Here is an 18,535-nt window from a genome sequence, read left to right on the forward strand (position 1 = left end):
GGCGTCAGCGATCGGTGCCGGCCGGGACCTCGGGCTCGCCGCGGCCCCCGCTGACCTCCGCGGCCGGGACCGCGTCGGCCAGCCGCCGCACGTCCCGCTCCGACTGCACCGCGGTCAGCGGGTGTACCGCGTGCGCCCGCCGGATGGTGCCGGCCGCCGCCTCCGACAGCCCGATGTGCAGCACCTTGCCCTCGCGGACCAGCTCCGCCATGGCCCCGACCGACTCCTCGATCGGCACCTTCGGGTCGACCCGGTGCAGATAGTAGAGGTCGATCACGTCGGTGCCCAGGTGGCGCAGCGAGCGCTCGCAGGCGCGCCGGATGTAGGCGGGCGTGCCGTTGCGGCCGTGCACGGTGCCGTCGTCGTCGGTCTCCGCGGAGGCCTTGGTGGCCAGCACCACCTCCGAGCGCCGGCTCCCCAGGGCGCGGGCGATCAGCTTCTCGTTCTCGAACGGCCCGTACGCCTCGGCCGTGTCGATGAACGTGACACCGATGTCGACCGCGTGCCGCAGCGTCGCGACGGACTCCTTCTCGTCGCCCGGTCCGTAGAACGCGCTCATCCCCATCGCGCCCAGGCCGATGGCCGACACCTTCAGCCCGTTGCCCAGCTCCGTCGTCCTCATGGTTCCCCCCTGTGCGCCACGACCTCGCGGTACGCGGCGATCTTGCGTTCGATGGCGAGGAGGTGGAGCCTGGTGCGCTCCATCTCCTCGACGACGTGGTCCCGGTGGCGTTCCAGCAGCTCCAGCCGCTCGGCCTCGGTGCCCTCCCGGCGGCTCAGCTCCGCCATGACCCGGATCCGCGCGATCGGCATCCCGGTCCGGCGCAGCATCAGCAGTCCCGCGATCCAGGCCAGGTCGGGGCGGTGGTACCGCCGCCGGTGCCCGGAGCCGCGCGGGGCCGGATCCAGGAGCAGGCCCTCGTCCTCGTAGTAGCGCAGTGTCCGGACGCCGACCCCGAGGATCTCGGCTGCGCGCCCGATGGGCACCCCCTCGGGCGGGATCTCCGCGTCGACGTCCGGGAGCAGGATCTCCGTCATGCCCCCATCGTGCGACCTCCAGTGCGCTGGAGGTCAAACGCCGCGCGGTCCCGGCGCCCGCTGGAGCCGGTCGGACACGGACGGCGGGTCCGCCGTACGCGGTCGGGGGAGGCCGCTGAGAGCGCGCCGCCGGTTCTGGCACTCTGGAGTCGGCGCGCAGGCACGGTGACGAGGGGCAGGGCGATGACGAGGCTGGACGAGATCCCGGTGACGCTGATCGACGGGCGAGAGACGACGTTCGGGGAGTGGGCGGGCAGGGTCCGCCTGGTGGTGAACGTGGCCTCCCGCTGCGGGCTCACCCCGCAGTACGGCGCGCTGGAGGAGCTGCAGAAGGCCTACGGCGACCGCGGGTTCACCGTGCTGGGCTTTCCCAGCAACCAGTTCCTCCAGGAGTTCGGCGGCGACGGGAGGATCGCCGAGTACTGCTCGACGACCTGGGGTGTGACCTTCCCGATGATGAGCAAGGTCAAGGTCAACGGCCGGGGCCGCCACCCCCTCTACGCCGAGCTCACGAAGACCCCCGACGCCGGGGGCGACGCGGGTCGGGTCAAGTGGAACTTCGAGAAGTTCCTGGTCCTGCCGGACGGCCGGGTCCACCGCTTCCGCCCCTCGACCGTGCCCGACGACCCGGCGATCGTCGAACTCATCGAGAAGCACCTCCCGCAGGGCTGACCGTTCCGCATGCGCGGGACGCGACCGGGCGGCCGCCCGGTCGCGTCCCGGCCCCGGTCAGCCCTCGCGCAGAAGGGGGACGAGCCGGGTGACGCGGTCGGGCGCCAGGGTCTCGCGCACCCCGGTCTCCAGCCCGCCGCCGGTGGCGTCCACCAGCGACACGTGGCGGGTGGCGCGGGTCAGCACGGTGTACACCCGCGGCCGCGACACCGGCGCCTCGGGCGGGAACACGCCCACCACGGCGGGCCAGCGGCCGCCGTGGGCGGCGCCCACCGTGAGAGCCCACCCCGGGCGCAGCGCCGCCGGGTCGGTGACGGTGACCTTCGCCCCGCCGGTCAGCTCCACCTCGACGCCGCCCTCGACGGGACCGCGCAGCACACCGGTGTCCCCCGGACCGTACCCGGCCCCCGCGGCCACCAGCAGCACCGCGTCACCGGGGTCGAAACCGCCCAGGGCTCCCGGCCCCGGGTTCAGCCGCTCCTTGCAGGCGGCGTTGAGGGCGCGGGCCCCGGCCGGGCCGTCCTCCCGGGCGGCGACCACCCGGACGTCCCCGGCGGGGATGCCCAGCGCACGCGGGATGGAGTCGGTGACCAGCTGCACGACCCGGTGGGCGGCCTCCTCGGCCGAGGCCGCCGGGACCCGCACCACCTCGCGTCCGGGGGCGTCCACCTCGGGGACCTCGCCCTCGGACACCGCCAGCGCCAGCGCGGCGAGGGGCCCCGGCGCCCCGCCGTCCTCGGGGGAGGCGATCTCGGCGGTGTGGGCGGTGCGGGAGCGGACGATGTCCTCGGCGACCCGGCCCGGCGTGGCCGACGGGGCCTGCCGGGGGTCGGCGAGCAGCACCAGGTGCGCGCCGTCGGCGCAGGCGGCGGCCAGGTCGGCGGCGCGGGCCGTGCCCACCGCCATCGACTCGCACAGCACCACCAGGCCCGAGGAGAGCGGACCCTCCCGCAGCGCGGCGGCCAGGGAGAGCACGCGCACCCCCGGGCCGTCCGGTGCCGCGGCGGCCAGGTCGGCGGCCACGGCGGCGGCGGTCTGCGCGGTGGGGGCCACCACGGTGATCCCCACGTCGCTGTCCTCGGCGATCGCGGCCAGGCACAGCAGGGCGCGCGCGGTCTCGGCGGCGTCGCCGGGCCCGTGCCAGAGCACCGTCACCGGGCGCAGGGCGACCGTGACCAGCGCCGCGCGGGTGTGCTCCGAGACGGTGAACCCGCCCCTGTCGCAGGCGGCGTCCACGGTCTCGGCGGCGGTGGCCGAGTCCATGACCGGATCGTTGGCGGAGATGAGCCGCACCAGGTGCCCGCCCAGCCGCTGCTCGGCGGCGCCCAGGTCGGGCAGGGCGTGGTAGCGCTCGGGGTCGGGCAGGTCCGGGACCCCGCCCTCCTCGAAGTCGAAGTCGTCGTCGGAGTCGTCGGTGCTCTCGAACACCACCGAGGCCCCGGCCGCCACGGCGGCCTCCAGGGCGCGCGCCGGGGCCTGCACCCCCAGGCGGCCCACGAGCGAGGCCAGCCGCTTCTCCTCCACCGCGGTGTGCCCGCGCGCGGCGGCGGCGCGCAGGGTGTAGGCGGTCAGGGCGGCCAGGCGGCGCGGGTCGTCGGGGCGGGCGGCCTCGCCCAGGGCGCGGCGGGCGCAGTAGTCGGCCTGCTCCACGGTGACCTGCGGCAGCCGCAGCAGCAGCCACGGGTCGGCGGCCAGGTCGGCCGCCGCCGCCGGCCCCAGCACGGCCAGCAGCCGCGGTGCCAGGGCGGGCGGGGCCTCCATGCCCTGTAGGACGGCGCTGACCTGTTCGACTGCCTCGGACACCTGGGCCGGTCCCCCTCGATCTCGTGCTCTCACGCTTCCCCGGGAGCCTATCGAGAGGTGACGACGTCCGGGGCGCCCCCGCGGGAGCGTGTGGACGGAGGGGCGCTCAGGAGCGGGCCCGGGTGCGGCGGCGCGGGGCCCGGGGCGCGGCCGGGGGATCGCCGACCACCGTGCGCACCGCGGCGCAGGGGTCCAGCTCGGGCGAGGACTCCTGGACGGCGACGGCGGCGGCGCCGGCGGCGGCGCGGAACAGGGCGCGGGTGTCCTCGTCCAGCCCGGCCAGGACGCGCTCCTCCACGTGGGCCACCCGCGCGGCCAGGTCGGCCAGGACCTCGCGGCCGTGCTCGGTGACGCACACCCGCCGCACCCGTCGGTCGTCCTCGTCCACCCGGCGCCGCACCAGGTCGGCGGACTCCAGGTCGTCCAGCAGGTAGGTCATGCCACTGCGGTCGATGAGCAGGCGCTCGGCGAGCGCGGCCTGGGTGGGGGGCTCGGCGTCGGCGCAGGCGGCGAGCACGTGGTAGCCGCGGCCGCCGTGCGGGACGTCGGCGAGCACTTCCCCCACCCGCTCGTGCCAGCTCTGGAGCAGCACGGCCAGCGCCCAGCCCAGGTCGGGTGCCGGGCCGCCGCCGCTCGCCGGGGCGGTCCCGGGGCTCGGTGTCGTCATGTCCCCGAGGCTACCAGGAATATGTTGGGCATACGATGAGTTGTTGAGAACATCGTTTGTTTCACAAACTACTTTCCGGGGTCCGCACCACGGGCCCCGGCGCCCTCCGAGGAGACACAGCGCCATGCCCGACTACGGACACCCCCTCCTGTTCGGCACCTTCATCACGCCCTCGGCCGGCGACCACGAGCGCGCCGTCACCCTGGCCGAGCTCACCGAGGCCGCCGGGCTCGACCTGGCCACCTACCAGGACCACCCCTACAACCCGGGTTTCCTGGACACCTGGACCCTGCTCACCTGGGTCGCCGCCCGCACCGAGCGCATCGCGGTCTCCGGCAACGTCCTCAACCTGCCGCTGCGCGGACCGGCCATGATCGCCCGGCAGTCGGCCTCCCTCGACATCCTCTCCGGCGGCCGGTTCGAGCTCGGCCTGGGCGCGGGCGCCTTCTGGGACGGCATCGCCGCCATGGGCGGCACGAAGCTCACCCCCGGCCAGGGCGTGGACGCCCTCTCCGAGGGCATCGACGTCATCCGCCAGGCCTGGGACACCGACGCCCGCGGCGGCGTCCGCGTCGACGGGAGGCACCACCGGGTCTCGGGCATGAAGCGCGGCCCCGCGCCCGCCCACGACATCGGTATCAACCTGGGCGCCTACAAGCCCCGCATGCTCCGCCTCACCGGCGCCAAGGCCGACGGCTGGCTGCCCAGCCTCGGCTACCTCGACCTCGCCGACGCCCCCGCGGCCAACCGCACCATCGACGAGGCCGCCGAGCAGGCGGGCCGCGACCCGCGGCAGATCCGCCGCATGCTCAACCTCAGCGGCGCGGCCCTGCTGCCCACCGGCCGCGCCTTCCTCCAGGGCCCCGCGGAGCAGTGGGTCGACGACCTGCTGCCCCTGGTCCTGGAGCACGGGTTCGGCACGTTCATCGTGGCCACCGACGACCCGCGCACCATCCAGGCGTTCGGGGCCGAGGTCGCCCCCGCCCTGCGCGAGGCCGTCGAGAAGGAGCGCGCCTCGGCCGGGACCCCCACAGGCCCGGTCCGCCCCGCCGCCGCCCTGGCCGCCCGCCGCGAGGGCATCGACTACGACGCCGTCCCCGAAGCCCTGCGCGACCACGCCGTCGAACCCGGCGACCGCTCCTACACCCGGCTCCGCCACGGCTACATGCAGCACGGCAGCCCCGGCCTCGTGCTGCGCCCCGGCGGTCCGCAGGAGGTCGCCCGGGCCCTGGGCTACGCCCTCGACCAGGACGCCCCGCTCCACGTGCGCAGCGGCGGCCACGGCATCAGCGGCCGCTCCACCGGCGACGGCGGCGTCATCGTCGACCTGTCCCGGATGAACCGGGTCGAGGTCCTGGACCCCGCCGCCCGCCGGGTCCGCATCGGCGCCGGGGCCCGCTGGGGTGAGGTCGCCGCCGCCCTCCACCCCCACGGGCTGGCGATCAGCTCCGGGGACCACGGCGGCGTCGGAGTCGGCGGCATCGCCACCACGGGGGGCGTGGGCTACCTGGGCCGCGCCCACGGCCTCACCATCGACCACCTCACCGCGGTGGAGGTCGTCACCGCCGACGGCCGGATCCTGCGCGCCGACGCCGACGAGAACCCCGACCTGTTCTGGGCCATGCGCGGCGCGGGTGCCAACTTCGGCGTGCTCACCTCGGTGGAGGCCGTCGCCGCGCCCGTCGGGGACGTCGTCCTGGCACAGTTCGCCTACGACGCCTCGAACGCCGCCGCGTTCCTGGGCGCCTGGGGCGAGATCACCGCCGCCGCGCCCCGCGAGGTCACCGCGTTCCTCATCACCGCCCCCGGCCGGGCCGGATCCGGACCCGTCGCCCGGGCGATGGTCGTGTACGCCGGGGACGACACCGACGCCGCGGTCGCCGCACTGGAACCCTTCCTCAAGGCGGGCCCCGTCCTGGACCAGAGCGCGCAGCTCGCCCCCTACCCGGCGATCCTGCCCCACGACGACCGGCCCCACCAGGGCGCCGGGCTCCCGGCGAGCCGCTCCGGACTGCTGACCGAGATCTCCGGGGACACCGCGCGGTCCCTGGCGGGCATGCTCGCCTCCGGAGCGACCTACTTCATGCAGCTGCGCCAGGTGGGCGGGGCGATCAACGACGTCCCCGCCCAGGCCACCGCCTACGCCCACCGCCACCAGGCGCAGTCGCTGGCGGCCCTGGCCTCCCCGCGCACCGCCGCCCGGCTCGACGAGCACTGGGCGGCCCTGGACGGGGCGATCGACGGGATGTACCTGAGCTTCGACACCCGCACCGGGCCCGAGGTGCTCTCCCAGGCCTTCCCCGAGCCCACCCTGTCCCGGCTGCGCGCGCTCAAGGCGCAGTACGACCCGAACAACGTGTTCGACCAGAACTTCCCGATCGACCCCGCGGACGGCTGACCCGGCGGCGCCACGGCGCGGTGCCGCCTCAGCGGCGCCCCGGCGCCGTGGCGTCGTCCAGCGCGTCGCGGATCTCCGGGGGCAGCTCCACGCCCTCCACACCCAGGACCTGCTCCAGCTGGGCCAGGGTGCGCGGTCCCACCACGGCGGCCGCCACCCCCCGCTGGTCCCGCGCCCAGCTCAGCGCGACCGCCAGCGGCGGCACCCCCAGGCCCTCGGCGGCGGTGCACACCGACTCCACCACCCGGCGGCTGCGCTCGTCCAGGTACGGTTCCACGTACGACGCCATGTGGGGGAAGGCCGCCCGCGAGTTCGACGGGGTCCCGGTACGGTACTTGGCGCTGAGCACCCCCCGGCCCAGCGGCGCCCACGCCAGCAGGTGCGCCCCGGCGGCCGCCACCGCGGGCAGCAGGTCGCGGTCGGCGCCCCGGTTGAGCAGCGAGTACTCGGACCCCGCGCTCACCAGCGGCATCCGGCCGGGCCGCGCTCGCTGCCAGGTCGCCAGCGTGGCGAACTGCCAGGCGTCCAGGTCGCCGGTCCCCACGTAGCGGGCCTTGCCCGCGGTCACCGCCGCCTCCATCGCCGCCAGCGTCTCCTCCGGCGGCGTCGCCGGATCGAACACGTGCAGCTGCCACAGGTCCACGTAATCGGTCTGCAGCCGACGCAGCGAGGCGTCCAGGGAGGCCAGCAGGTGCCGGCGCGAGGCGTCCACCGGCCGGTACCCCTCCGGGGTGTGTCCGCTCTTGGTGGCCACCACCACGTCATCGCGGCGGACCGCGGCGCGCAGCAGGCGGCCCAGGATCCGCTCGCTCTGCCCGCCGGTGTAGATGTCCGCGGTGTCCACGAGGGTGCCCCCCGCGTCCACGAACGCGGTGAGCTGCTGTCCGGCCTCCTCCTCGGAGGTGTCCTTGCCCCAGGTCATCGTGCCGAGGGCGGTGCGGGACACCCAGAGTCCCGATCTGCCCACCTGTCGCTGTTCCATGCGGCGGAGAGTACCGTGTCCGCCCGCAGCCGTCCCGGTGCGAGTCCCGCGGCACCGCCCCGCCGGAGTCCCGCAGGCCCATCGCGCGGTCCGCCCCGCCCGTGTCCCCGTCCCCTCCGGGCGCCCGTGGATCTTAGGGTGGGGGCATGGCGACACCACCCTCCCAGGACACCCTCCCGCAGGCGGTCACGCTCGTCCTCGTCCGGCACGGGATGACCGATGCCACCGGTCCCCGGCTGGCCGGCCGCGCCCCCGGGATCCACCTCAACGACACCGGGCGGGACCAGGCGGACCGCCTGGCCCGGAGACTGGCCGGGCTGCGCCCCGCCGCCCTGCTCTCCAGCCCCCTGGAGCGCTGCCAGGAGACCGCCGAGGCCGTCTCCGCGGAGCTGGGCGCCCCCATCACCACCGACGACCGCCTCATCGAGTGCGACTACGGCTCCTGGACCGGCCGCGCCCTGAAGGACCTGGCCGACGAGCCCCTGTGGCGGGTCGTGCAGGACCACCCCTCCGCCGTCCGCTTCCCGGGCGGCGAGGCCCTGGCCGCCGCCTCCGCGCGCGCCGTCGAGGCCGTCCGCGACTGGAACTCGCGCCTGCTGCTCACCCCCACCGACACGCCCCCCGTGTACGTGGCCTGCACCCACGGCGACATCATCAAGGCCGTGGTCGCCGACGCCCTGGGCCTGCACCTGGACCTGTTCCAGCGGCTGCGGGTGGACCCCTGCTCGGTCACCTCCATCACCTACACGCGCACCCGCCCCTTCCTCAACGTCCTCAACGACACCGGTCAGGGCGCCGGGCCGGTTCTGCCCACCCCGGCCGAGGCCACCGGGGACGCCGCCGTGGGCGGCGGCGCCGGGGCCGAGCACACCGCCTCCGAGATCCTTTAAGGTTCTAGGCATGCCCGTCTTTCAGTTCAACCCGCCGGAGCGCTTCGTCGCCGGGACCGTGGGCCAGCCCGGGGAGCGCACCTTCTTCCTCCAAGCGGTGGGGGAGGGCCGTATCACCAGCGTCGTCCTGGAGAAAGCCCAGGTCGAGGCACTGGCCACCCGTATCGAGGAGCTGCTGGAAGAAGTGCACCGGCGCTTCGGGGCGCCGCCGGACGACAACGCCGTGCCCGAGGACGAGGGACCCCTCGAACAGCCCATCGAGCAGGACTTCCGCGTCGGCACCCTGGCCCTGGCCTGGGACGCCGAGGCCTCCCGCGTCATCGTCGAGGCCCAGGAGATCGACGAGACGCCGGGCGAGGAGTTCGTCGAGGACGAGGACGAGCTGGAGGTGTTCACCGAGGAGGGGCCGCCGCACCGCGACGTCCTGCGCGTCTACCTCACCCCGGGGGAGGCCCGCGCCTTCGCCGGGCGCGCCCTGAAGGTGGTCGCCGCCGGCCGTCCGGACTGCCCGCTGTGCGGCCGCCCCCTGGACCCGGCCGGGCACATCTGCGTGCGCCAGAACGGCTACCGGCCCGACCGCCTGGTCTGAGACGGCCTTGACGCACGACGACACCGCGATCGAGGGGCCCTTCGGCGGACTCACCCCCGCCGAGGGCCTGGACCTGCTGCGGACCGGCGAGATCACCGTCGAGGGGCGGCTCGCCTCCGCCTCCAACGCCACCCTGTACTGCACCGTCTCCGACGGCTCCCGCTCGGCCACCTGCGTCTACAAGCCGGTGGCGGGGGAGCGGCCCCTGTGGGACTTCCCCGACGGGACCCTGGCCGGGCGCGAGGTCGGCGCCCACGCCGTCTCCGAGGCGCTGGGCTGGGAGATCGTCCCGCCCACCGTCCACCGCGACGGCCCCTTCGGCGAGGGCATGGCCCAGCTGTGGGTGGACGGCGACACCACGGTGGACCTGGTCGCGCTGTCCCGGGAGACCGACAACGCCGCACTGCGCCGCATGGCGGTGTTCGACGCGGTCATCAACAACTCCGACCGCAAGATCGGCCACCTGCTGCCCACCCCGCAGGGCCACCTGTACGGCTGCGACCACGGTGTGGCCTTCGCCGAGGACTACAAGCTCCGCACGGTGCTGTGGCAGTGGCAGGGACTGCCGCTGACCGAGGAGGCGCTGGCCGGGCTGGAGCGCCTGCGCGACCGGTTGGCCGACCCCGACGACGCCCTGCCCCGGGAGCTGGGCCTGCACCTCACCGGCCCCGAGGTCTACGCGGTGCGGGCCCGCACCGACCTGCTCCTGGAGCACCGCATCCACCCCTACCCGGCCCCCGACTGGCCCGCCGTCCCCTGGCCGCCGGTCTGACCCCGCCGCCCGGAGGCGCCCCGGCCCGGCCGTTCCCTTCCCCGCGGCGCCACCGCTCCCGACAACGCCGGCGGACGACGAGGACCGAGGGCGCATGGGAACCGGTGCCCCCGTCGTGGCACGTCCCGGCGGCGGGGCGGTCCTGCTCCTGGACCACCCCGACGGGACCCGGCCGGCCTGTACGGCCACCGGCACCGCGGCCTCCACCCCGGCACGGGGGGCCGCGAACTCCTTGCCTGCCGGACGAGGGCCGCCCCGACACGCCGAGAGTGTGAGGAGTGTCGTCTACCCGGGAGTAGGAATGGCGTCCGGTGCGCCGATACCGGCACAATGAACCCGTGAGCAACGAATGGAACTACCTCTTCGACATGGACGGCGTGCTCGTCCGTGAGGAACACCTCGTCCCCGGGGCAGACGAACTCATCGCCGAACTCCGTGAGCACGGCACCCCGTTCATGGTGTTGACGAACAACTCCATCTACACTCCGCGCGACCTGCGGGCCCGGTTGCTCAACACGGGGCTGGACATCCCGGAGGAGTCCATCTGGACCTCGGCCCTGGCCACCGCCCAGTTCCTCCAGACCCAGCGCCCCAACGGGTCGGCGTACGTGGTCGGCGAGTCGGGTCTGACCACCGCCCTGCACAACGTGGGCTACGTCATGACCGAGCGCGACCCCGACTACGTGGTGCTGGGGGAGACCCGCACCTACAGCTTCGAGGCCATCACCCGGGCGATCCGCCTGGTCCGCCGCGGCGCCCGGTTCATCGCCACCAACCCGGACGAGACCGGCCCCAGCGCCGAGGGGCCGCTGCCCGCCACCGGCGCGGTCGCAGCGCTCATCGAGAAGGCGACCGGGCGCAGCCCCTACTTCGTGGGCAAGCCCAACCCGCTCATGATGCGGTCGGCCCTGCGCCGGATCGGCGCCCACTCGGAGAACACGCTGATGGTCGGCGACCGGATGGACACCGACGTGCTGAGCGGCCTGGAGGCGGGCCTGCAGACGATCCTGGTGCTGTCGGGCATCTCCGGCCGGGAGACCGCCGAGGAGTTCCCCTACCGCCCCACCCGCGTCATCGAGTCGGTCAAGGAGCTGGTCGGCTCCACCGGCGACCCGTTCGGCCGCGGCGGGGAGTAGGAGCAGGGGTCCCGGAACGGCGCGGGGGCGGCGGACACGTCCGTGTCCGCCGCCCCCGCCGTGCGCGGTGCGTCAGGCGGTCTGCCGCTGCCTGGCGATCTCCTCCACCTTCGCCGCCTCTTCCCGGCGGCGGGCGCGGAGCAGTTCCAGGCGCTCGGCGAGGACCTCTTCCAGGTCCTCCATGCTCCGGCGCTCCAGCAGCATGTCCCAGTGGGTGCGCGTCGGCTTGGCAGCCTTGGGCTCCTCCCCGGAGCCGTCGCGGCGCAGGGCGCGGTCGCCGCAGAAGCGGCACTCCCACTCGGCGGGGATCTCGGCCTCGGTCGCGAAGGTGACCGAGAAGCGGTGGCCGCGGGTGCAGTCGTAGGTGACCTCCTGCCGCGGAGCCAGGTCGGTGTTGCGGTCGTTCTCGTAGCTCGTCGCCCCGAGTCGGGTGCCGCGCAGTGCTCGCTCGGCCATCGTGTGGGTGCCTCCCAGGCGCTTGTGCGGTCTCGCGAGGTTGTAACACGCAGGTACACACCAAGATTCCCCACCGTGCGGGGCCCGAACCGCGGGACGGAATCCCGCCGGGCGGGCGCTCCGGACCGGTGCGACGCCGTGCGTGTGACCTGTCGCACTCCTTCCCGATCTTTTCCGGATGCACACCCCGGGGCCGGTACGGACTGCGGAAAACCCCCGCGGTCACGTTCCGTGTCCGGGCGGCGCGGCTCGTGCCTTTTGATTTCCGGGAGGTTTCTCCGTGTTTTGATATCGATATCAAAAAACATGGGGAACCGGGTCGTATGTCCGATATAAGTTCTCCGTGGTTCTACTGAAGCTCCTTGAGAAGGGCATTGACAAAATCACGGAACGCCAGGTCAAGAAGGCGGGAATCGCCTTCGGGGACATCTGGCGCGACCGTGGGCTGGCGGCGGCCCTGCCCGCCGTGCGTGCGGGCGATATCGCGCAAGCCCGTGAACTCCTGGCCGTCGACGATCCGCGGCAGGCGGATCTGCGCGTCCACGTGCTCTCCGACGCGTGCGTTCCGCACCTGTCCGCGCTGGAGAGCCGTTACGGGGAGGACGACCCCCTGCTGCTCCTCCTGGGCGGGGCGACCCGCGTCAAGGCCGCCTGGAACGCCCGCGGCGGCGGGTGGGCCTCCACCGTGGGCGAAGAGCGCTTCCGCCGCTTCTTCGAACTCCTGGAGCCCGCGGTCCGCCCCCTGATGCGCGCGGCCGAGCTCGCCCCGGAGGACCCCCGCCCCTGGAACAACCTCCAGTGGTACGGCCTGGGCATGCAGCTGCGCCGGGAGGACCTCGACCGCGTCTGGCTGGAGCTGTGCGCCCGCGACTCCTGGCACCACCGCGGCCGCTACTCCCGCCTCCAGGTGCTGTGCCACAAGTGGCAGGGCTCCCACGGGGAGATGTTCGCCTTCGCCCGGCAGAACGTCTCCCTCGCCGCCCCGGGCGACGCGTGCCTGGGGCTGCTGCCCGAAGCCCACAAGGAGCACATCATGATGCTCATCCGGGACAGCGACGAACTGGACACGTACGGCGACGTCAAGGAGTTCCTGGAGGGGTACCTCGCCGACCCCGGCGTCCACGGCGAGGTGGCCGCGGCCGCCGACCGGTGGCTGGCCGGGGACGTCACCTCCGACCCCGAGCACGCGAACGTCGCCCACCTGTTCGGCGCCGCCCTGTACTACGGGGGCGACCTCGAACGGGCCTCCCGCGTCCTGGTCCACGCCGGGCGCGTGATGCCCAGGACCTCCCTGTGGGCGCACGTCTCGCCCTCGCCCGAGTCCGACTTCCGCCAGGCCCTCCGCAGGTGCGGACTGCTGGACCGCCCCGCCCCCTGACCCGCACCACCCGCCTCCGGGCGTCCCGAGCGGCCGCGGCCGCTCGGGACGCCCGGAGGCGCACAGATCACGTCTGGAACGCCGTTCCCGCAGTTCACCGCCCTTTTCCGTGCGCCGTCAATGGGCTCCCGGGCCGTGCCGGACCCGGATGTGAGTGCGTCCATTCATCCGTTCACAGTTGCGCAATACCATTTGTGTGAGTCTGGTGATATGTTGACTCGCTGTGCGCTGGAAAGTGCGTGTTGTGGAAAAACACCCCCTTCTCGTATCCGCCGTGCACCCCCCGATCCCACCCCCTCGGTCCGTGTCCGGCCACCGCCGGTGTGACCAGGGGAAATGTCGCAGCCGGACGTGAGACATGACAACCACCACCCCCCGGGGCGCGGCCTCCCCACCGCTCTCCACCCCCCGCTGGTCGTACCTCCCACCGGTGCTGCTGATCCTCTGGGGCGGCGCCCTGCTGGCCTTCCCCGGCGCCGGCCGGCCCTGGGCGCTGGGCACCGCCATCACCGGCCTCGTCCTCCTCACGGTCCTGGCCCTGTTCCTGGACCGGCGCGACCGCACCGTCCGCGACCTGCGCGCCGAACTCGACGGGCTGCGCACCAGCACCGAGTCCCTGGCCCGCGACCACCTGCCGCGCCTGGTCGAGCGGCTGCGCGAGGGAGACTCCGCCGAGACCGCGCTGCACCGCATTCCGATGCCCGCCGACACCGCCCGCGCGAGTGTCGTGCGCGCCGTCGCCGCCGAGATCGCCTCCGCCGAGCGCCGCCGCTCCGCGGCGATGGCCGCCTGCGCCACCGCCGCCGGGCGCATGCAGGCCCTCACCACCGCGATGCTCGCCGACCTGCGCCGGATGCAGGAGCAACACGGCGACGGGGACAGTGGCTCCGGCATCCTCGGCGACCTCATGCACCTGGACCACAGCACCGCCCAGGCCGGCCGCATCGCCGACAGCATCGCCATCCTCACCGGGGCCCGGTCCGGGCGCCGGTGGAGCCGCGCCATCGGGATCGAGAGCGTCCTGCGCGGCGCCATGGCCCGCATCGGCGCCTACCGCCGGGTGCGCCTGCACAACGTGCCGCGCCAGGCCATCGCCGGGTTCGCCGCCGAAGGCGTCATCCACGCCCTGGCCGAACTCCTCGACAACGCCGCCAAGTTCTCCCCGCCCACCTCCGAGGTCCACGTCCACGTGGAGGAGGTCCAGGCCGGGATCGCCGTCATGATCGAGGACAGCGGGCTGGTCATGGGGGAGGAGGCGCTGCGCCGCGCCCGCGAGTCCGTCTCCGGCGACGCCGACATCACCACCATCTCCGGCAGCCGCCTGGGCCTGTCCGTGGTCGGCCGCATCGCCCGCCGCTACGACCTGGCGGTGTCCTTCCGGTCCTCCTCCCGCGGCGGGACCGCCGTGGTGCTGCTGCTCCCGAACAAGCTCGTCAAACCCCTGCCCGCGGCGCCCGCTCCCGCCGCGCGGCCGGAGCCGGCCGCCGCGGCCGCCTCCGCGCCGGCCCTCCCCACGGCGCTCCCGCCGCGGGACGGCACCGCCGCCGACACCGGCGGCCTGCCACAGCGCCACCGCGGCAAGACCCTCGCGGCCGTGCAGCAGCAGACCGCCGCCTCCGAACCCGCCAAGGACGCCGGCCCGGCCACCTCGCCCCGTGGCTTCGGGGCGTTCCGGGCGGCGGTGCGCGGCCAGGACCAGAACGGAAACCCGAAGGACGCATGATGGACCTCGCACATTCGACCTGGCTCCTCGAAGGCCTCCTGGAGCGCACCCCCGGCACCCGGCACGCCCTCGTGCTCTCCCGCGACGGCCTCAAGCTGTGCCACACGCCGGGCATGAAGGCCGACAGCGCCGACCACCTCGCCGCGATCGCCGCGGGCGTGCAGAGCCTGGCCCACAGCGCCTCCATCGAGTTCGGCGACGGGGCCGGCGGCGTCCGCCAGGCCATGGCCGAGTTCTACGGCGGCCTGCTGTTCATCGTCGAGGCCGGGGCCGGGGCGCACCTGGCCGTCATCACCTCGCCGGAGGCCGACCCCGGCCTGGTCGGGCACAACATGAACGAACTGGTCGAACAGCTGGGCGAGCACCTGTCCACGCCGCCCCGGGCCGCCACCGGAACCGCATGAGCCGCTCGCACCGCGAGGAGAGCCCCGACCGCCTCTACGTCATCACCTCCGGGCGCAGCGACGGGGCCGACGAGGCCCTGGACGCGGTGACGCTCATCGTCGCCGAGAGCGAGCCCGTCCCCGGCATGCAGTCCGAGCACGCCGCCATCCTGCGCATGTGCCGCGGGCCCATGGCGGTGGTGGAGATCTCCGCCCACCTGGGCCTGCCGCTGGCCGTCACCAGGATCCTGCTCACCGACCTGCTCGACAGCGGCGGGATCACCGCGCGCCACCCCAGGCCGGCCCCCTCTCCCGCCCACCCCCTCGCCTCCCCGGACGTGTTGGAGAAGGTCCTCGTTGCACTCCACAACCTCTGAAACCCCCACCGCCGACCCGCCCCGGTCCCTGCCCCCGACCGTGGACCGGGCCCTGAAGATCGCCGTCGTCGGCGGCTTCGGGGTCGGCAAGACCACCCTGGTGCGCTCGGTCAGCGAGATCCGTCCCCTGAACACCGAGGAGACGATGACCCGGGCCGGATCCGGCGTCGACGACCTGAGCGGGGTGGAGGACAAGAACACCACCACCGTCGCCTTCGACTTCGGCCGCATCACCCTGGACGCCACCTCCGTCCTGTACCTGTTCGGAGCCCCCGGCCAGCAGCGCTTCTGGTTCCTGTGGGACCGCCTGTTCAGCGGCGCCCTGGGCGCGGTCGTCCTGGTCGACACCCGGCGCCTGGACGACTCCTTCTTCGCCATCGACCGGCTGGAGTCCCAGGGCACCCCCTTCGTCGTCGCCCACAACGACTTCGGGGAGGGCGCGCACAGCCTGGAGGAGATCCGCGCCGCACTGGACCTGGACCCCCAGGTGCCCCTGCTGCGCTGCGACGCCCGCGACCGGGGCTCCGCCAAGCAGGTCCTCATCGCCCTGGTCGAGCACATCCGCACCCTCATCGCGCAGGCCTCCCGGTGAGCACCGCCCGCACCGGCCCACCGCCGGCACGGAACGCCGGGCCGCCGCGCCCCCCGGGACCCGCCCCGAACTGACACCGGCCGCCGCCGCGGGGCCGACGACCGGCCCCGCGGCGCGCTCCACGGTCCGTGCGCCCCCCGCCCCGCCCCCGCGACCGGTCCGCCCAGCCGGGCGGGCCCGCCCCATGCCACCATCCCCAACCGACACGAGGTGCCCGGTGGACACGACGACCCCGGTCCGGCTCTACGACCCCGACTTCAACACCGACCCCCGAGGCTTCTACCGGAAGATGCGCGCCGAGCACGGGCCCGTGGTGCCCGTCCTCATGGACGGCGACGTCCCCGCCTGGCTCGTGATCGGCTACCGCGAACTGCACGGTGTGCTCAGCGACCCCGCCACGTTCGCCCGCCACCCCGGCCGCTGGAACGCCTGGGACAGGGTGCCCGAGAACTGGCCCCTGCTGCCGATGCTCGCGCCGCTGCCCAACGTGCTGTGCTCGGAGGGCGAGGAGCACCGGCGGCGCACCCGCGCCATCAACGACGCCATCAACGGCGCCGACCCGCACGAGCTCCGCACCCTCGTCGCCCGCGTCGCGGACCGGCTCATCGACGGGTTCTGCGCCTCGGGGGAGGCGGACCTGCGCGCCTCGTACGCCGAGCGCGTCCCCGCCCTGGTGCTGTGCAGCATGTACGGCCTGGACGACGCGACCGGCGACGCCATCACCTCCGACATGAACGTGCTGTTCAACGCCGGGGCCGACGCCGTCGCCGCCCACCAGCGCATGGTCGGGGCCTTCACGGGGCTCATCGCCTCCCGCCGGGCCGAGCCCGGCCCCGACATCGTGTCGCGGATGATCGCCCACGCCGCGGACTACACCGACGACGACCTCAACGCCGACCTCCTCGCCGTACTGGCCGGAGGCCACCAGACCACCGGCGAGTGGATCGGCAACGCGCTGCGGCTGATGCTCACCGACGACCGCTTCGGGGCGTCCCTCTTCGGCGCCCGCAGCAGCGCCCGCGAGGCCCTCGTCGAGGTGCTGTGGGAGGACTCGCCCTCCCAGATGAACGCCGGCCGGTTCGCCGCCCACGACGTCGAGCTGGGCGGCCGCATCATCCGCAAGGGCGACCTGCTGCTGCTCGGCTACGCCGCCGCCAACCAGGACCCCCGGCTGCGGACCGACGCCTCCGGGCCCGGCCACGGGGTCAACCACGCCCACCTGTCGTTCTCGCACGGAGAACACAGCTGCCCGCACGCCGCCCAGGGCCTCGCCGAGACGATGGCGGTCACCGCGATCGAGATCCTCCTCGACCGGCTGCCCGACGTCGAGCTCTCCGTCCCCGCAGACGAAGTCCGCTGGCGGCCCTCCCCCTGGATCCGGGGCGTCACCGCGCTCCCGGTCTCCTTCACCCCCGCGATCCCGCAAGGAGCCCACTGATGTCCTGCCCCTTCCACACGGCCGACGGCGTCCCCCTCATCCACGCCGTGCCCGAGGACGTCCAGGCCGACCGCGAACGCCTGTACCAGGAGGGCCCGGTCACCCGGGTGGAGCTGCCCGGCGGCGTGCGCGCCTGGGCGACCACCCACCACGAGGTGAGCAAGGCGACCCTCAACGACCCCCGGTTCGTCAAGAGCGTCGACCACTGGGCCGACTACCAGGAGGGCCGGGTCCCCGAGGGCTGGCCGCTCCTGGGCACCATCCCCACCGACAACACCAACATGCTCGCCCTGGACGGCGCCCCCCACCGGCGGCTGCGGCAGCTCACCGCGAGCCCGTTCTCCGCGCGCCGGGTCGAGCGGCTGCGCCCGCGCATCGAGCGCATCACCGCCCGGGCGCTGGACGCGCTGGAGCCCAGGGCGTCCGAGACGCTGGACCTGAAGTCGGAGTTCACGTTCCGGGTGCCGATGGCCGTCATCGGCGAGCTGTACGGGGTGTCCGAGGCCGAGTACGAGAACCTCGGCGAGCTGTACGCCAAGCTGTTCTCCGGCACCACGGAGGAGGGCGAGCACCTCCGGATCTACGGCACCCTGTTCCAGTACTTCGGGGAGCTGGTCGCCCGCAAGCGGGCCACCATCGACGAGCACGACGACTTCACCGCCGACCTCATCCGCGCGAGCGAGGACGGGGACGGTCTCAACGACATGGAGATCACCCTCACCCTGCTGACGGTGGTCGCCGCCGGCCACGAGACCACCGTCAACCTGCTCACGAACGTGGTGCGGGCGCTGCTCGAGCACCCCGGTCAGCTGGAGCGGCTGCGCAGGGGCGAGGTCACCTGGGAGGCGGTGGTGGAGGAGACCCTGCGCTACGACCCGCCCAACAACCTCATGATGTTCCGGTTCGCCACCGAGGACATCGAGATCGCCGGGCAGACCATCAGGAAGGGCGAGGCTCTGCTCACCCACTACGGGGCGGCCTCGCGCGACCGCGCCGAGTTCGGCGACGACCCGGAGGTGTTCGACCCCGACCGTGAGAAGGGGCGGCACATCTCGTTCGGGTACGGCCCGCACATCTGCCCGGGCGCGCCGCTGTCGCGGCTGGAGGCGGGGATCATCCTGCCGATGCTGTTCGACCGCTTCCCGGACCTGAAGCTCGCGGTGCCGGACGAGGACCTGGTGGTGGCCTCGGCCCTGTCGGTCAACAGCCTCAAGGAGTTCCCGGTCGTGCTGCGCCCGTAG

At 74.1% G+C, this 18,535-nt stretch carries 20 protein-coding genes; 13 read left to right on the forward strand and 7 right to left on the reverse strand.

Going from position 1 to position 18,535, the window contains the following annotated elements:
• Nucleotides 1–4: 4 nt before the first annotated feature.
• Both ACSUPR_RS27110 and ACSUPR_RS27115 read right to left on the reverse strand, forming a co-directional pair.
• On the reverse strand, nucleotides 5–622 hold the full coding sequence (locus ACSUPR_RS27110) for an aldo/keto reductase (protein WP_436887609.1): 618 nt from the start codon (nucleotides 620–622) through the stop codon (nucleotides 5–7).
• Nucleotides 619–1,038: a MerR family transcriptional regulator gene (locus ACSUPR_RS27115; RefSeq protein ID WP_436887611.1), complete on the reverse strand. Its 420-nt coding sequence runs from the start codon at nucleotides 1,036–1,038 to the stop codon at nucleotides 619–621. Before ACSUPR_RS27115 ends, ACSUPR_RS27110 begins: the two co-directional genes overlap by 4 nt.
• 183 nt (nucleotides 1,039–1,221) lie before the next feature.
• Here ACSUPR_RS27115 and ACSUPR_RS27120 point away from each other — a divergent pair, with 183 nt between their 5' ends.
• Nucleotides 1,222–1,710 (forward strand): glutathione peroxidase, encoded by a 489-nt coding sequence (locus ACSUPR_RS27120; protein WP_436887613.1) that lies wholly within the window; start codon nucleotides 1,222–1,224, stop codon nucleotides 1,708–1,710.
• 57 nt (nucleotides 1,711–1,767) lie between these two features.
• Here the strand turns inward: ACSUPR_RS27120 and ACSUPR_RS27125 are convergent, their stop codons facing one another.
• Together ACSUPR_RS27125 and ACSUPR_RS27130 are read right to left on the reverse strand one after the other, a co-directional pair.
• The gene (locus ACSUPR_RS27125; RefSeq protein ID WP_436887615.1) at nucleotides 1,768–3,513 is read right to left on the reverse strand and encodes a helix-hairpin-helix domain-containing protein; all 1,746 of its coding nucleotides are present in this window, start codon (nucleotides 3,511–3,513) and stop codon (nucleotides 1,768–1,770) included.
• Between the two features lie 106 nt (nucleotides 3,514–3,619).
• The gene (locus tag ACSUPR_RS27130) at nucleotides 3,620–4,180 is read right to left on the reverse strand and encodes a MarR family winged helix-turn-helix transcriptional regulator (protein WP_436887617.1); all 561 of its coding nucleotides are present in this window, start codon (nucleotides 4,178–4,180) and stop codon (nucleotides 3,620–3,622) included.
• A gap of 124 nt (nucleotides 4,181–4,304) precedes the next feature.
• On the opposite strand from ACSUPR_RS27130, the gene ACSUPR_RS27135 reads away from it, so the two are divergent.
• Nucleotides 4,305–6,578, forward strand: coding sequence for an LLM class flavin-dependent oxidoreductase (locus ACSUPR_RS27135; RefSeq protein ID WP_436887619.1), 2,274 nt, complete (start codon nucleotides 4,305–4,307; stop codon nucleotides 6,576–6,578).
• 28 nt (nucleotides 6,579–6,606) lie between these two features.
• Here the strand turns inward: ACSUPR_RS27135 and ACSUPR_RS27140 are convergent, their stop codons facing one another.
• Nucleotides 6,607–7,560 (reverse strand): aldo/keto reductase, encoded by a 954-nt coding sequence (locus tag ACSUPR_RS27140; protein WP_436887621.1) that lies wholly within the window; start codon nucleotides 7,558–7,560, stop codon nucleotides 6,607–6,609.
• Nucleotides 7,561–7,706: 146 nt separating this feature from the next.
• Here ACSUPR_RS27140 and ACSUPR_RS27145 point away from each other — a divergent pair, with 146 nt between their 5' ends.
• The 4 genes from ACSUPR_RS27145 (at nucleotide 7,707) to ACSUPR_RS27160 (ending at nucleotide 10,947) form a co-directional block, all read left to right on the forward strand.
• Nucleotides 7,707–8,450, forward strand: coding sequence for an MSMEG_4193 family putative phosphomutase (locus ACSUPR_RS27145; protein ID WP_436887622.1), 744 nt, complete (start codon nucleotides 7,707–7,709; stop codon nucleotides 8,448–8,450).
• Between the two features lie 10 nt (nucleotides 8,451–8,460).
• Entirely contained in the window at nucleotides 8,461–9,039 is a 579-nt protein-coding gene (locus ACSUPR_RS27150) for a DUF3090 domain-containing protein (protein ID WP_436887624.1), read from the forward strand.
• A 7-nt stretch (nucleotides 9,040–9,046) separates the two neighbouring features.
• Nucleotides 9,047–9,811 carry an SCO1664 family protein gene (locus ACSUPR_RS27155; protein ID WP_436887626.1) on the forward strand — a complete coding sequence of 255 codons (765 nt, stop codon included), beginning with the start codon at nucleotides 9,047–9,049 and terminating at the stop codon, nucleotides 9,809–9,811.
• 338 nt (nucleotides 9,812–10,149) lie between these two features.
• On the forward strand, nucleotides 10,150–10,947 hold the full coding sequence (locus tag ACSUPR_RS27160) for an HAD-IIA family hydrolase (protein ID WP_436887628.1): 798 nt from the start codon (nucleotides 10,150–10,152) through the stop codon (nucleotides 10,945–10,947).
• Nucleotides 10,948–11,019: 72 nt separating this feature from the next.
• On the opposite strand, the gene ACSUPR_RS27165 is transcribed toward ACSUPR_RS27160, so the two are convergent.
• Nucleotides 11,020–11,403, reverse strand: coding sequence for an RNA polymerase-binding protein RbpA (locus ACSUPR_RS27165; RefSeq protein ID WP_436887630.1), 384 nt, complete (start codon nucleotides 11,401–11,403; stop codon nucleotides 11,020–11,022).
• Nucleotides 11,404–11,752: 349 nt separating this feature from the next.
• Nucleotides 11,753–11,947 carry a hypothetical protein gene (locus ACSUPR_RS27170; RefSeq protein ID WP_436887632.1) on the reverse strand — a complete coding sequence of 65 codons (195 nt, stop codon included), beginning with the start codon at nucleotides 11,945–11,947 and terminating at the stop codon, nucleotides 11,753–11,755.
• Between ACSUPR_RS27170 and ACSUPR_RS27175 the strand changes: the two genes are divergently transcribed.
• From ACSUPR_RS27175 to ACSUPR_RS27205, 7 genes are all read left to right on the forward strand, one after another.
• Nucleotides 11,948–12,781 carry a hypothetical protein gene (locus tag ACSUPR_RS27175; RefSeq protein WP_436887633.1) on the forward strand — a complete coding sequence of 278 codons (834 nt, stop codon included), beginning with the start codon at nucleotides 11,948–11,950 and terminating at the stop codon, nucleotides 12,779–12,781. It abuts the gene before it with no gap.
• 358 nt (nucleotides 12,782–13,139) lie between these two features.
• Complete coding sequence (locus ACSUPR_RS27180) at nucleotides 13,140–14,504, forward strand: ATP-binding protein (RefSeq protein WP_436887635.1); 1,365 nt, start codon at nucleotides 13,140–13,142, stop codon at nucleotides 14,502–14,504.
• Nucleotides 14,504–14,908, forward strand: a complete 405-nt coding sequence (locus ACSUPR_RS27185) for a roadblock/LC7 domain-containing protein (RefSeq protein ID WP_436887636.1) — start codon at nucleotides 14,504–14,506, stop codon at nucleotides 14,906–14,908. The genes ACSUPR_RS27180 and ACSUPR_RS27185 overlap by 1 nt, the downstream gene beginning before the upstream one ends.
• Nucleotides 14,905–15,264, forward strand: coding sequence for a DUF742 domain-containing protein (locus ACSUPR_RS27190; RefSeq protein WP_436887638.1), 360 nt, complete (start codon nucleotides 14,905–14,907; stop codon nucleotides 15,262–15,264). The genes ACSUPR_RS27185 and ACSUPR_RS27190 overlap by 4 nt, the downstream gene beginning before the upstream one ends.
• Entirely contained in the window at nucleotides 15,245–15,856 is a 612-nt protein-coding gene (locus ACSUPR_RS27195; protein WP_436887640.1) for a GTP-binding protein, read from the forward strand. The genes ACSUPR_RS27190 and ACSUPR_RS27195 overlap by 20 nt, the downstream gene beginning before the upstream one ends.
• 184 nt (nucleotides 15,857–16,040) lie before the next feature.
• Nucleotides 16,041–17,294, forward strand: a complete 1,254-nt coding sequence (locus ACSUPR_RS27200; protein WP_436887642.1) for a cytochrome P450 — start codon at nucleotides 16,041–16,043, stop codon at nucleotides 17,292–17,294.
• Nucleotides 17,294–18,535: a cytochrome P450 family protein gene (locus tag ACSUPR_RS27205; RefSeq protein ID WP_436887643.1), complete on the forward strand. Its 1,242-nt coding sequence runs from the start codon at nucleotides 17,294–17,296 to the stop codon at nucleotides 18,533–18,535. Before ACSUPR_RS27200 ends, ACSUPR_RS27205 begins: the two co-directional genes overlap by 1 nt.

The sequence above is a fragment of the Nocardiopsis dassonvillei genome (assembly GCF_964273065.1).
Lineage (GTDB): Bacteria > Actinomycetota > Actinomycetes > Streptosporangiales > Streptosporangiaceae > Nocardiopsis > Nocardiopsis dassonvillei_B.